Origin of the sequence: Pseudarthrobacter phenanthrenivorans, assembly GCF_036455295.1 — a bacterium.
GTDB classification, from domain to species: Bacteria; Actinomycetota; Actinomycetes; order Actinomycetales; family Micrococcaceae; genus Arthrobacter; species Arthrobacter phenanthrenivorans_C.
Genome location: NZ_JAYXNX010000001.1, coordinates 284,574 through 298,341, shown reverse-complemented (window position 1 = coordinate 298,341; position 13,768 = coordinate 284,574). Strand labels below are relative to the sequence as shown.

11 protein-coding genes are annotated in these 13,768 nt (G+C 64.3%); 5 read left to right on the top strand and 6 right to left on the bottom strand.

Going from position 1 to position 13,768, the window contains the following annotated elements:
- Positions 1 to 24 precede the first annotated feature (24 nt).
- Together lgt and VXJ37_RS01400 are read left to right on the top strand one after the other, a co-directional pair.
- Positions 25 to 918 (top strand): prolipoprotein diacylglyceryl transferase, encoded by an 894-nt coding sequence (gene lgt, locus VXJ37_RS01405; RefSeq protein ID WP_331321290.1) that lies wholly within the window; start codon positions 25 to 27, stop codon positions 916 to 918.
- Between the two features lie 58 nt (positions 919 to 976).
- Positions 977 to 1,891: a DMT family transporter gene (locus tag VXJ37_RS01400; protein WP_331321289.1), complete on the top strand. Its 915-nt coding sequence runs from the start codon at positions 977 to 979 to the stop codon at positions 1,889 to 1,891.
- 48 nt (positions 1,892 to 1,939) lie between these two features.
- On the opposite strand, the gene VXJ37_RS01395 is transcribed toward VXJ37_RS01400, so the two are convergent.
- The 4 genes from VXJ37_RS01395 to VXJ37_RS01380 form a co-directional block, all read right to left on the bottom strand.
- A complete protein-coding gene (locus VXJ37_RS01395; RefSeq protein WP_331321288.1) occupies positions 1,940 to 4,168 on the bottom strand; it encodes a transglycosylase domain-containing protein in 2,229 nt (742 codons plus the stop codon).
- Between the two features lie 176 nt (positions 4,169 to 4,344).
- The gene (locus VXJ37_RS01390; RefSeq protein WP_331321287.1) at positions 4,345 to 5,172 is read right to left on the bottom strand and encodes a hypothetical protein; all 828 of its coding nucleotides are present in this window, start codon (positions 5,170 to 5,172) and stop codon (positions 4,345 to 4,347) included.
- 11 nt (positions 5,173 to 5,183) lie between these two features.
- A complete protein-coding gene (locus VXJ37_RS01385) occupies positions 5,184 to 6,779 on the bottom strand; it encodes a hypothetical protein (protein ID WP_331321286.1) in 1,596 nt (531 codons plus the stop codon).
- A gap of 6 nt (positions 6,780 to 6,785) precedes the next feature.
- Positions 6,786 to 7,445 (bottom strand): peptidoglycan-binding protein, encoded by a 660-nt coding sequence (locus tag VXJ37_RS01380; RefSeq protein ID WP_331321285.1) that lies wholly within the window; start codon positions 7,443 to 7,445, stop codon positions 6,786 to 6,788.
- An 892-nt stretch (positions 7,446 to 8,337) separates the two neighbouring features.
- Between VXJ37_RS01380 and VXJ37_RS01375 the strand changes: the two genes are divergently transcribed.
- Complete coding sequence (locus VXJ37_RS01375) at positions 8,338 to 9,957, top strand: alkaline phosphatase family protein (RefSeq protein WP_331321284.1); 1,620 nt, start codon at positions 8,338 to 8,340, stop codon at positions 9,955 to 9,957.
- 32 nt (positions 9,958 to 9,989) lie between these two features.
- Here VXJ37_RS01375 and VXJ37_RS01370 read toward each other — a convergent pair whose 3' ends face one another.
- The gene (locus tag VXJ37_RS01370; protein ID WP_331321283.1) at positions 9,990 to 10,502 is read right to left on the bottom strand and encodes a hemerythrin domain-containing protein; all 513 of its coding nucleotides are present in this window, start codon (positions 10,500 to 10,502) and stop codon (positions 9,990 to 9,992) included.
- 168 nt (positions 10,503 to 10,670) lie between these two features.
- Here VXJ37_RS01370 and VXJ37_RS01365 point away from each other — a divergent pair, with 168 nt between their 5' ends.
- Both VXJ37_RS01365 and VXJ37_RS01360 read left to right on the top strand, forming a co-directional pair.
- A complete protein-coding gene (locus VXJ37_RS01365) occupies positions 10,671 to 11,735 on the top strand; it encodes a sodium:calcium antiporter (protein ID WP_331321282.1) in 1,065 nt (354 codons plus the stop codon).
- 140 nt (positions 11,736 to 11,875) lie between these two features.
- Complete coding sequence (locus VXJ37_RS01360) at positions 11,876 to 13,303, top strand: FtsW/RodA/SpoVE family cell cycle protein (protein ID WP_331321281.1); 1,428 nt, start codon at positions 11,876 to 11,878, stop codon at positions 13,301 to 13,303.
- On the opposite strand, the gene VXJ37_RS01355 is transcribed toward VXJ37_RS01360, so the two are convergent.
- Positions 13,214 to 13,711, bottom strand: coding sequence for a DUF2127 domain-containing protein (locus VXJ37_RS01355; protein ID WP_331321280.1), 498 nt, complete (start codon positions 13,709 to 13,711; stop codon positions 13,214 to 13,216). The two genes, VXJ37_RS01360 and VXJ37_RS01355, sit on opposite strands and share 90 nt — an antisense overlap.
- Between the last annotated feature and the right edge of the window lie 57 nt (positions 13,712 to 13,768).

Sequence of the window (13,768 nt, the reverse complement as noted above, 5' to 3'; positions counted from 1 at the left end):
AGCAGACCCCCAGAACAGGACTCCATGACCGACAACGGCTCATTCATCCCCTCCCCGACCGTTAGCGCTTTTCACGTCGGCCCGCTGACCATCCATTTCTATGCGCTCTGCATCATGGCCGGCATCGTCTTTGCTGTCTGGCTGACGTCCCGGCGCTGGCGCGCGCGCGGCGGCCATGCCGAGCAGGTCCTGGACATCTGTGTGTGGGCGGTCCCGGTCGGGATTATCGGGGGGCGCGCCTACCACGTCATCACCGACCCCGAGCTGTACTTCCAGCCAGGCAGGAATCCCTGGAACGCCTTTGCGATCTGGGATGGTGGACTGGGGATTTGGGGTGCCGTGGCGTTGGGTATCGTCGGCGCCTGGGTTGGCTGCCGCAGCAAGCGCGTCTCCTTGGTGGCATTCATGGACGCTGCGGCGCCGGGCCTGGTGTTCGCCCAGGCCCTGGGCCGATGGGGAAACTGGTTCAACAACGAACTGTACGGGGACCCCACCACACTCCCCTGGAAGCTTCAGATCCATCAGATGGATCCCGCTACCGGTTCCGCCGTTATGGGCCCCGCGGGGACTCCCGTGGTCATCGGCTATTTTCAGCCGACCTTCCTTTACGAATCGATCTGGTGCGTAGCGGTCGGAGCCGCCCTGCTGTATCTGGACCGGCGCTTCGTTCTGGGTGCGGGCAGCGTGTTCGCACTCTACGTTGCCGGCTACACAGCGGGACGCTTCGCCTTTGAATTGATGAGGTCCGACTACGCCAACGTGATTCTGGGCCTGCGGGTGAACACCTGGGTGGCAGGACTGATATTCCTGGCCGGCGCTGCTGCCTTCGCCCTGTTGTTCCGGCGCAGACGGTCGACGGCCGTGAATACAGTGCCCGTTCCGGCGCCGGGAAGAATTTCCCACAACGAACTTTCCTAGACTTTCAGCGGGCCCCGGGATACCGATGTGACCCCGCAGGCTTGGGTAAGGTCTGATCATGATCCAGGCAGCGTCGGTGTCCGCCCTCACGTCCTACCACTGGCTCGGGATCCCCATCGCGGTGGCCGGCGCCATCCTGCTTGCGCTCGGAACGTTGTTCCAGCACCGGGCTGTGGAAGACCAGCCCGCCGCTTCCGGGCGTGCTGTCGGAAGCATGGGCGGAGGACGCCTCCATGCCCTCATTCGAAATCCAAAGTGGCTTGCCGGGACAGCGATGCTGGGCGGCGCCATCCTCCTCCAGCTCACCAGCCTCCGGTTCTCCCCCCTGATCGTGGTCCAGCCCATCGGTGCGGTGGCCCTGGTGGTCACCACGCTGGCCACGGCGCGGATAACCCGCAGATCCCCCGGGCGCCGGTCCCTCACCGCCGTCGGGTTGTGCATGGGCGGTGTAGGGGTGTTCGTTGCGGTAGCGGCGCTGTCAGCACAGGACGTGGAGATCAGCGACCGGCACCTGGTCACCATCCTCATCGTTTTGGCCACGGTCCTTGCCTGCGTGGCCGTCGCCTTTATGCTGTGGCGCCACCGGGCGGGCGCGGTGGTCTTTACTGCCGGCGCCGGGATCCTGTTCGGGTTCGTCGCGGCCCTGGCAAAGACCGTGATCGGCCGGCTGTTCCAGGGCGATTTCGAGTGGCTGTCCCTGACATGCCTCGCAGGGCTGGTCGTTGCCGGCCTGGCAGGCAGCTTCCTGGTCCAGAACGCCCACAGCCGGGGAACGCCAGAACTTGTGGTCGCCGGGCTCACCGTCATCGACCCCCTGGTTGCCGTGGCGATCGGTGTCACGATCCTCGGCGAGGCGGACACGGCACCCCCGCTTGCGATTGTCCTGTTCCTCCTGTCCGGTGCAACCGCGATCGCCGGGGTCTTCCTGCTCGCGGGGGTCAAGAAGCCGGCGAGGCCGGGAGTGAAAAGGTAACGCCGACTTCAAGCCGGCCCGTCAACCGGGCAGGCTACCGACCGGCGTTTAGTGGCCTGCCGCCGGTGAAGCAGTCTTCCCGCGCTGGTCTGACGGGCCACTGATGAGGTTCTGCGGCGGTGCGTCGAAGTTGCCATGGTCGTAGAGGCCCACGGCCGCCTGCATGTACTGGGCCCACTGCGGGCCCGCGATGAAGGCTCCATCGACTGCCGGGTAGAACTTGCCGTTGATTGTGACGTTCCGTCCCAACCGGTCCGGTCCACCGCTGAAGGGGTCCCCGAAGAAGGACGCAGTGGCCAGGCCCTTGGTGTAACCCACCACCCAGGTCTGGTTGTTCCATTCGTTGGTACCGGTCTTGGCGGCATCCGGCACCCCGAGTTTCTGCGGAATCAACAGGCCGGAGCCTTTCGTGAGGACGTCCTGGAGCACGTTGGTGACCGCCTTGGCCACATCCGGTTTCAGGGCGCCGGCCTGGCAGGAAGATGTTTGGCCGCCGATCTTGTTGCCCTGGGCGTCATCGACTTCCGTGATGGACATGGGGGCGCAGTAGGTGCCGTTTGCCGCGAACGTAGCGAATGCGTTGGCCATGGTCATCGGGGCCACGTTTTGGCTGCCCAGGATATTTCCCAGGGTTGAGAGGTCGATCTTTTCGTCTTTTCCGCTGCCCAGGTGCAGGCCGATGGCATCTGCGGCGCGTTGGACGTCGCAGACATCGTTGAGCCCGGCGAGCGAGGCGAACGTGGCCGTGTTGATGGACTGGTAGATGCCTTCACGGACCGTCATGGGCCGGTACCAGTTGGGCTCGTCGTTTTGCAGGTCCGCCGATTGCGGCACGGTGCTGTCGAACCAGCCCTGGACGGGATGGCAGGTGGTCTTCCACGGATAGTTGATGCCATAACGACGGCGGGAAGCGTCAACAACCTGGTTGGTGGACTTCCCCTCACCAAGCCAGGCGGCCAGCGTGACGGGTTTCATCGTCGAGCCCGGCTGCATGCCACCCACACCGCCCAGGCTGTTGCCGGCCGCGTCAGCGCTGTCCACGTTGAAGTTGTAGTCGGACACAAAATCGGTGCCTTCGCCCGGCAGCTTCCGCGAGTTCTGTGCCATGGCGAGGACTTTCCCGGTGCCCGGTTCAATGGTTACCAGCGAGGTGCCCCACTTGTCCGGGTTCGCGCCTGTCGTGGCGTCCACCTGGGTCTGGGCCGGCCCCTCCAGGCGCGGGTCCAGCGTGGTCTTGATGGTCAGGCCGCCGGCCATGATCTTCTGGTCCCGCTCGTCCTGGGTGGCCCCGTAGGACGGGTCATTTTCGATCTGGTGCAGGACGTAGTCACAGAAGTACTGCGCCTGGGAAGCGTAGGCACAGCCCTGTTTCGGCGGATTGACTTTGAGCTGGATGGGGGTGTTCACAGCGTCGTCGTGCTGCCGCTGGTCGATGTAGCCGTGTTCCAGCATTGCGTCCAGCACCAGGTTCCGCCGGGATTTGGACGCTTCCGGATGCACTGTCGGATCGTAGAGCGAGGGGCCGTTCACCAGGCCGGCCAACAGCGCGGCCTGGGGCAAGGTGAGATCCTTGGCATCCACGGAAAAGAAGTACTGGCTCGCCGCCTGGATCCCGTAAGCGTTGGCGTTGAAACCGACCACGTTCAGGTATCCGGCAAGGATCTGGTCCTTCGAGTACTGCTCCTCCAAACCGATGGCGAGCTTCATCTCCTGGATTTTTTTGTTCATGCTCTTCTGCCCATTGAGCACTACCTGGGCGTCCTTGCCCTGGGCGATCAGGTTCTCGTTGAGCATGTTGGTCACATACTGCTGGGTCAGTGTCGAAGCTCCCTGGTGGCCGCCGGCGGCGTCAATCATCGCGGCCCGCAGGATGCCCGCAGGGTCAATACCGCCGTGCTGGTAGAAGCGGTAGTCCTCGATTGCCACGATCGCATTTTTGATGTTGGGGGACATCTGATCCAGCGTTATCCGGGTCCTGTTCTCGCTGAAGAGAGTGGCAATCTGGGACCCGTCCGCTGCAAGCACACGCGTCATCTGGGCCGGCGGCGCCGCGAACACATCCTTGGGGAGGTTGGTGGACAGCGCAGCAGTGCTGCCCGTAACCGCCGTCTCCGCCAGTGCTGCGGCCGGAACCATCAAACCAGCCACAAGGGCGCCGCACAGTGCGCTCACACCAATGAAGCCCAGGAACCACCCCAGCGTTATGCCGGTGGCACGGAACAGGTTCCGGCCCCGCTGCGAGTTTGGCGTGGATGTGGAAGAGACTCCCTTGGACATGCGTATCTCCGGTTCCCGACGTCGTATTACTGCAACGGTTGCCTTTCCCGGACTTGTCCCCGTCACGGGCGTCGCACACCTGCGTCCATGCCGGCAACCGTGCCTTCACCCTACTCTTCGAACCTGATAGGCCCCGGTTAGGCTCCCCGCAGACGGGCACCGGCGGGTCATCCTGCTTAACCTGCCCCGGATGACGGCGTCGCCGCGAGGGTCTGCTCCGTACCGGTATCTGATGTAGGCGCCGGGGTGTCAGAGTCAACAGACGACGTCGGTTGCCCCCCTTCCATGCTCCCGCCCGCCGGGGCAGTGCCCATGTAGGTCTCTGCCGGAGCAGATGCCTCGGCGGGAGCGGACGGCCCATCCTGAACAAGGGACGAGGTGGGACCAGGAGTCGGTCCACCGCTGGGACCATTTGTGGCGGGGGACGTCGCTACAGAGGTACCCCCGGACGCCGAAGAGCCCTTGACGATGGCCGCGATCTGTTCCTTGTACCGATTAAGGGTGGACTGGATGTCAGAGAGCGGAACGTTCTGGATATTCCGCCCGTATTCGGCGATTTGCGCCCACAGGGCCTCGAGTTGCTGCTTACTGTCCCCGTCCAGCGGCCCGTCGAGGGTCAGGACCAACTGGCTGGCCAAGGCGTACGTGAGGCAGTCCAGGCAGTTGTAGTTGGCCGCCGCGGAGAGGTTCTGCGGCACGATCACGTCAGTTTGCCCTACCACCAGGACCACTTGGAACCCCACGGCCACCGCCGCGCAGCCCGAACAGCTGGCGAATGCGTAGGCCTCATTATCGGTGGTGACAGGCCCGCCGTCGTCCGCCCACACCAGCGCGAAGGCCACGCTGTACTTCACCGAGCCGTCGGTGGTGTTGACGGCAAGCGCCTGGTTTCCGTCCGCGGCCGGGGCAGCCGGCCTATCGAACGGGAACACCCAGGACGGAGCGGCAGCAGGAGGGGTGTTGCCACCACGGGAGGCGCCAGGCGATGCCTCCTCAGCAGGCACCAGCACCATGCTCAACTGCGGGTTCTCCCGCGTAGGCTTGGGGGCGCCGGCCGGCCACAGCGCAACGGTCCGTCCAGCAACACCCTGGCGCAACGCCCCGCCGTCGCGAGCGGGAAGAATTGCCCAGGTGGCATCCCCCAGCGTCCCGCGTTCGTAGGCCTGGACGGGACGGTAGGTCCCGCCGTCGGGCCACCACGCCCAGGCGAGCCCCGCCAGCAGGACCCCCACGGCCCCATTGCAGTGATCCGCTGGGCAACCTTCCCCCGGGTCTTTTGCCAGACTCCGGTGACCAGCTGCCGCAGCAAGCGGACCACAATGTACAGCACACCAAGCACTGGAACCGCCACGACCACCATCGCCAGCGCCCGCACGGCCACACCCAGGACATCCCCGGACGCAAGGCTCGACGCCAGAGCTTCCTGCTGTTTCCCCACGCCGGCCCAGCCGGTAGCCAGCAGCCGCGGCAGTGACAGCACCATCATCACCATGCTGAACAGCAACACCGGGACTGTCACCAGGACCCAGGCCGTGACCACAGCCCGGGCCCACGGCTTAAGCACCTTGTTTTCCGGGTTTCCCCAACGCCAGGGAAGAATCCCCAGAAGGGTGGGCTTTATCCGCTGGAACAGGTCCGGCACCCCGGTGGCGTCGGCCAGGATGTGGTAGCCGTCGTACTTCACCAGCGGGATGAGCTGGCGGACCATCTGCAGGATCTGCGTGACCACCACCAGCAGGAGCGCATCAAAGCCGGTGGCCCACCACAAGCCCATGATGGCCACAGCCACGATGGCGTTGAAGTACAGGCCGCCCAGATCCGTCCGGATCCGCCCGCCCCGGCCCAGCCGGTAGGAGTCGGTGACATCCGTGAAGAACGCCGGCCACAGCAGGTACAGCCCCGCACCCATGGCCCCGGGGGTCGCCCCTCCCCTGCGGGTGGCGGCGGCGTGGCCGAACTCGTGGAAGCCCGCGGAGAGGATGGTGACGGCGAGGATCAGCAGCAGGAGGGCGGGCTGGGCAAAGGCCTCGTGCGTTGCCGAGCCCAAGCCCTTGACCATCAGCACCCACCAGCAGGCCGCCAGGAACGCCGCCGTCACAGCCGCCACGATCAGCGGATTGAACAGCACCGCGAACGGCGCCGTGATCCTGCGGGTCCGCTCGGGATCGGACACGATATAGCGGAACCGCAATCCCAGGAGCGGATTCGACTTCTTGACCTCGGGCTGGGTGCCGTCGGCGAGCCGAAGCAGGCCCATGGGCAGCAGCTGGGAGTCCATCAGGGTACGCACGTTGTCTGCGCTGACCAGCCGCCCGTATTCCTGGCTGACGTGCCGGGCGATGCCTTCAAGACCGTTCGTGCCGTCGGTGGCCTCCAGCACCAGATACAGGAGCCTGGTCAGTTGGAGGGTCTGGCCGTCTGCGCGGCGCACCAGCGACGGCGGCTCGCGATATCCGGAGCCTTCTGCTGCGCCGAGCAGCTGTACGCCGTCAGCCAGCGCTGGAATGTTGGCTTCCGCCGTCGTACTGCCTTGGCCCGCTTCCTGTGCAAGGGAAATGCGTGACGACGGCGGGGCCGCCTCAGGAGGCGGCCCGCCGTGGGTTTGGGTCATCTTGGTTTACTGCTGCAGGTTGGACTGCTGGCCGGCTGTGGCGTTGGCCGCACCGTCGATGTGCTGCGATATAGCGGCACTCTGGTCCGAGATGGCGTAGGACTGGCTGTCGATCGAACCGATGTTCGCGGCAACGGCTGCGTCGATGGGAGCGGCTACGTTGGCGTTTGCGGCCACGGCACCGTTGATCGGGGCGGCGATGGCGGCGTCGGCGTTCAGGTTCACGTCCACGTTCAACAGGTTGCCGTTCAGGGCACCCGCTGCGTCCGTCACGCCACCGGTGCCCGTGGGAGCCGGAGCCGTTCCGGTGGTTGCATCGGTGGTTCCGGTGTCCGTGGTTCCAGCGCCAGTACTGCCGTCGCCCTGTCCGATCACGCTGTCCTGTGCAGAGTTGGCATTGGCGTCGGCCACGATCCCCTGGTCAATGGCAGCATCCTGGTGGGAAAGTGCCTGCGCGTCAGAGCCAAAGGAGAGGATGTTGGCCGAGGCCGCGGCGTCGATGGGGGCCGCCACGTTCGCGTTGGCGGCGACGGCCAGGTCGATCGGAGCCGCTGCGTTGATGCCCAGGTCCAGGTCGGCGTTCAGGTCCAGGACGGACGCCACTTCCTTGTCCGGCAAGGCAGTGGCCTGCTCCGACATCAGTTCTTCGTCAGTAAGGGGACGCATGTCATTGTCCATGGTTGAGACCTCCGGTGCGGCGCGGGTGCTCTGCCCCCAGCGGACAGCCCGCGCCACACAATAGTAAGCATGATTAGTAATTTTGCGAAGCATTATGTGGCCGGCGGCCTTGCCGATACAGCACCTGGGTCGGGAGGAGGGACGCAGCACCGAAAGCGGGCGTTAATCTTGGTGGCATAACTTGGATCCATGAGCCTTCTGCCCCTGGTGCCCCGGCCTCTTCCGTCCGTCCAGTGACCGGCCTGCTGCCCGCGTGGATGGATCCAAACGGGATCCTGCGTGATCCGGCCCTGGCCCCCTGGCTCGTCTTAGTCATGTGCGCCTTCCTTTTTGTGGAGACAGGCCTTCTGGTGGGGTTCTTCCTCCCCGGGGACTCCCTGTTGTTCACGTCGGGTCTGCTGGCAGCAACAGGCACTATTCAGGTCCCCATCGGGGTGTTGGCTGGCGCTGCGTTTCTTGCCGCGTTTGGGGACCAAACCTGGGTGCCCTGCTGTGGGGCACAGGCGTTACGCTCCTCGGTTTCTGGTAGGGCAGGTCTGCCTGGATCGGGGCCAACATCGACCTGATTTTCGTAATGATCGTCGTGGTTCCATTCGTCCCGGTTGGCGTTGAACTTCTGAAGACCCGGCGGCAGAAACGCGGCCAGTAGGCCTGCCTGCCAGAGTGATGCAGCGAGCCGGAAGCATTAATGGCATTTTCCAAGCCAATTCCCATGGCGCTCCCCAGCGGCACCTGCAAGAGTATGCGCAGTTGGCCGCCCGGAAGGAGAACGTCATGTTCAGCAGGCGCCAAGCCTACCGAAGCGGGATCCAGCCAGCGAGTGCCGAGGGCCATGCCTAGCGCCGGCCGCAGGCACGGCCGGCGCGGTTACACAGCCTGGTTGTTGCAGCGGAAGTTCGCGGGCGGCCCGGCGGGCTGGGTCGCTTTGGCCATCGGCATGCTCTTCGCCTTTGCCGGCAGTATTTCAGGAGGGGGCCCTGTCAGCGCAGGGTCAGGGATTTCCAAAATTCGGCACGTTGTTATCATCACGCAGGAAAACCGGTCCTTCGACACCTACTTCGGCACTTACCCCGGGGCGGACGGCATCCCCATGAAGAACGGGCAGCCCTCAGTATGCCTTCCCGACCCCGCCCACGGCGGATGCGTCAAGCCGTTTTACAACCCTGCCGACAGCAACGTCGGTGCACCCCACACCCACAATGACGAAGTTGCCGACCTGGACAACGGAGCGATGGACGGCTTCGTGACGCAGGCTGAAAAAGGGGCGGCCGGTTGCGCCGCCAAACAACCCCATTGCTCCTTCGTCGCCACCAAAACGGACGTCATGGGCTACCACGACGGACGGGACCTGCCCAACTACTGGGACTACGCCCGCAATTTCACCCTCCAGGACCATATGTTTGCGTCTGCCTCGGCCTGGAGCCTGCCCGCCCACCTCTACTTGGTCTCGGAATGGTCAGCCAAGTGCGCCACCCCGGGTAACCCTGCATCGTGCACCAACGAACTGCAAAACCCGGACTCGGGACCGGATCCGGAAGTCATCGCCGGCACCCTTATTGGCAAATGCCAAACAGCGGCAGATCTCGCTCCCTGCCAGCAGGCACTCAACGCCGCAGGCATCAGTGCGGACCTGGCTGCCGACGTCGACAACATCATCAACGCCAGCTGCAAACCTACTGACACCTACCCCGCCTGTCAGGCCGCCGTTGATGCCGCGAAAGTCCCCACGGCGCTGAAACAACAACTCGCCGAGGCAGCCAAACACCTCCGCCAGCCCGACTATGGCTGGACAGACCTCACCTACCTGCTCCATCAACAGCATGTCTCCTGGGCTTATTACGTCTTCAAGGGCACGGAGCCGGACTGCCGCAACGATGCAGCCACCTGCGCACCCGTCAAGCAGGACGCGAAGACGCCGGGCCTGTGGAACCCACTACTCGACTTCGATACCGTCAAACAAGACGGGGAGCTGGGCAACATCCAACCCCTTACCAACTTCTACGACGCCGCCAGGCGGGGCGCCCTTCCCGCCGTGACCTGGATCGCTCCCACCGACAAAGTCAGTGAGCATGCGCCCGCGAAAATCAGCACGGGGCAGCAATACGTGGCCGGACTCATCAACGCAATCATGAGCGGCCCCGACTGGAACAGCACCGCGGTCCTCCTGAACTGGGACGACTGGGGCGGGTTCTACGACCACGTAAGGCCCCCCACTGCGGACAGCAACGGGTACGGCTTCCGGGTCCCGTCCCTGATCATCAGCCCCTACGCCAGGAAGGGCTACATTGATCACCAAACCCTGAGCCAGGACGCCTACATCAAGTTCATCGAGGACGACTTCCTCCACGGGCAACGCATCGACCCCGCCACCGACGGCAGGCCCGATCCGCGTCCCGACGTCAGGGAAAACAGCCCGCTTCTGGGCGACCTCAGCCAGGCCTTCGATTTCAACCAGGCACCCCTGCCTCCAGACATACTGGCCAACGCCAGCACCTACTGACGCCGGCGGTGCCGTACAGGCCGGTCCTGGCCCTATTCGTGCTCGCGGACGTACTCTTCCGGGTTGACATCCTCGGGTTCAATCCCCGCGGCATGCCTGGATTCAAAAATGCTGAATGACAGGCCAAGGCGATGCCGCAGCTCAAGGGACGCGTGCTGCCGAAAGTCGGTCAGGCCTTCGCGTTCCTCCTCCGCCATGTGGTCGCCGTTGGCTTCGTTGAGCTTCGCTATCCCGGCCCACCAATCGGGCGTGCCTGCCGCGTGCCGGTCCACCTCGCTGACAGCGTCCCGGATCTCGTTGTGGTCGTGGATCGCGTCAGTGGTTTCGTCCGCGGCGGAATCCTTTCCGCCTGCGCCCTTCCCCAGTTCCATCAGCTCGGGATAGAAGAGCTCTTCTTCTGCCTTGGCATGGACTTCCAGCAGGATGCGAAGCTGCTTCCATACGGCTTCCAGGCTGGACGGTTCGCTGCCGTGCATCTCATCAAGCAAGGCGAACCGGCGCCGCTGCTCGTGGTGGTCGCTCAAAATCACTTCGACAATGTCCATGGTGGTCCTTTCAGCAGGGGCGGTATCCCTATAACCCTTACCCTCAAAGCGGCCATCCACCACCACAGCAACTGCCAGACCTCGATTCCCAGCTTGGATTCAGGGTTCCACCCCCGTTACTGGGTAGGGGTTTTCTTGGAAGAGGACAAATACCCAGGAGGGGAAGGCATGGAGACTCTGCCCGTGGCAGTTCTGATCCTTATTTTCGCGGCTGCCGCGGCGGTGATCTGGGTGGCCGGAATCCAACTCTCCAAACAGACTGACGTTCTTGATGACAGACTGCACCTGGGTTCGGCGCTGGGCGGCCTCATCCTGCTTGCCCTCGCCACCAATCTGCCGGAGATCGCCATTACGGTCAGCGCGGCGGCATCCAACAACATCGGGGTGGCCGTGGGCAACATCCTGGGTGGTATCGCCATCCAGACCGTCGTGCTGGTCATCCTTGATGCGTTCGGCACCAGGGGGAAAGATCCCCTCAGCTACAAGGCCGCGTCCCTGACCCTGGTCATCGAAGCCGTCATCGTCATCGCAGTCCTGGGCGTGGTGATCGCCGGCAGCCAGATGCCCGGCTCGCTCGTAGCCTGGCGCCTGACTCCCGCCGCAGTGCTGATCGCCGTCATCTGGGTGCTCGGGCTGATCCTCGTCCAACGTTCGCAGAAGGGCCTTCCATGGCACCAGCAAGGGGACGCGCCTGGAGGCCAGGACAAGCCCCAGGGCCATTCCAAAAAGAAGTCCGGTCAACAGAACCGGCACATCAGCACGGGCAAGTCCGTCCTGATCTTCAGCCTCGCGGCCCTGGCAACCCTGGCCGCCGGCGTCGTACTGGAGCGCAGCGGGGACGCGATCGCCGGGCACATCGGCTTGTCCGGGGTCCTCTTCGGGGCGACCTTCCTGGCCCTGGCCACGTCCCTGCCCGAAATTTCCACCGGCCTGGCCTCCGTAAAACAGGGCGACTACAAACTGGCCTTCAGCGACATATTCGGCGGCAACGCCTTCCTTCCCGTCCTGTTCCTGGTGGCGGTACTCATCACCGGCAAGCCGGTCCTGCCCCAGGCACAGGCCACCGATATCTACCTCACCGCCCTGGCGATCCTGCTGACCCTGGCCTACCTCCTGGGCCTCCTTTTCCGGCCAAAAAAGAAACGCCTCGGCATGGGCACGGACTCTCTGGTGGTCCTGGTCCTTTACCTCGTTGGCGTCGCCGGTCTTTTTGCCGTGGCCACGATGTCCTGAGGCACCGCGGGTGCAATTCACAGGTCTTTTTTCGGTTATTCCACGCTTTTTCCCAGACTGCGGGCGTGAAGTGGACAATCGGTTCCCGTGCGCCGTTCAAGGCCAGAACCACCCCGGGATCTATCTGAAGAGAGCATGCAATGAGCGGTGGCCAGGCTGGGAACGCAACCCGTAGCCGGGACGTAGAGGCACTGCTCCTGGTACTTGCCCTGATGATCGGTGCGGGGGCCAGTGCAACCGTTTCCCTGGACAGGAATCAGCCGCTGGGGCAGGACTTCTGGGTCCAGGTTGCCATCCAGGCAGTCCTCGCGGCCGGAATCCACATAATTCTGCGGCTGCGCGCCAAATACGCTGACCCGCTGATCCTCCCCATCGTGGTGGCTTTGAACGGGGTGGGCATCGCCGCCATCCAAAGCCTTGACCAGGCAGCCGGAAGCGACGCCGGCACGAACCAGCTCAGGTGGACAGCGCTTTCGATGCTGGTCGCGGCCATCGTGGTGTGGTTCCTGCGGGATCACCGGAAGCTGGGCCGGTACACCTTCATCGCGCTGGCCGTCAGCGTCCTCCTGCTGGTCCTGCCGCTGGTGCCCGGCATTTCCGCCGGCGATATCAACGGTGCCAGCGTGTGGATCCGGCTTGGCCCCATGACGTTCCAGCCCGGCGAGATCGCCAAGATCACGCTGGCGGTGTTCTTCGCAGGCTACCTGTCCACCCACCGGGACTTGATTCTGCTCGCCGGCCGGAAGATCGGGCCCCTGCAGTTCCCCCGGATGAAGGATCTGGGGCCGATGGTGACCGCCTGGGCCGCTGCCGTGGGTCTGCTGGTCTTTCAGCACGATCTGGGCATGTCCATCCTGTTCTTCGGGCTGTTCATGGTCATGATCTATGTCGCCACCAGCCGCGTCACCTGGCTCGGGCTGGGCCTCGTCCTGATGGCCGCCGGCATGTACGGGGCTGCGAAGATCTTCCCGCACGTCGCGCTGCGCATCGACGCCTGGCAGAACGCGTTCGATCCTGCCGTGTACGGGCGCTTCCCCGGCGGAAGCTCCCAGGTAGTCCAAGGCCTGTTCGGCATGGCCTCGGGGGGTCTGGTAGGTGAAGGACTGGGCCTGGGCCGGCCGGACCTGGTGCCGTTTGCCAACAGCGACATGATCGTGGCATCACTGGGTGAAGGGCTGGGCGTGATCGGGCTCTTCGCCATCGTGCTGCTCTACCTGTTGCTGTTCACCCGCGGGTTCCGGGCAGCGCTGGGAACAAAGGATGCGTTCGGAAAGCTGCTGGCCTGCGGACTGTCCTTCGCCATGGCGCTGCAGTGCTTCATCATTATTGCCGGGGTGACACGCCTGATCCCGCTCACGGGGCTGACCACTCCCTTCCTCTCCGCCGGCGGCTCCTCCCTGCTGGCCAACTGGGTCATCGTGGCGCTGCTGCTGGGCATCAGCCATTCGGCCCGGGAACCGGGGCCGCAGGGAACCGGATCAGCCCACGGGCACCCGGCTCTGCGCGCGCCTGAGCCGGTACTCGTGCCACGTAATCCACACGATAAAGATGTCAAACGCGGTGAGTAGGACCATGCCCCATGAGAAGGCCACTGAAATCCTGTACGCCTGGTACACGATGAAGACGAGCAGGAACGCAATCATCCACGGGTAGGCCCAGAGCTTTTCCTTCAGGACAGCCCAGACCAGGACAATCTTCACCACGCCGTGCAGAAGCAGGTAGACAGCGCCGAACAACGACGCCGACCCCGAGAGTTTGGCGGTCAGGTGCAGCACGCTGTTGGCCACGACGTCGCGCGGATCCTGGGCGAGTTCGTGCTGGGTGAGGAACCTCGCCAGGGCTCCGATCTGCTCTGGGGTGACCAGCAGGAGAAGGAGGCCCCCGATCAGTTCCAGGACTCCGTCCAGCCCTTTGAGGATGAGGGAGACACGGAATGTCCTGCCAAGCGCAGTGTTTTCCGGTCGTGATTCTTCCATTGGCTCTCCCTTCGACGCGCCCCGTGCAGTCTATGCGGGTGACCGGCACGGCCGAAG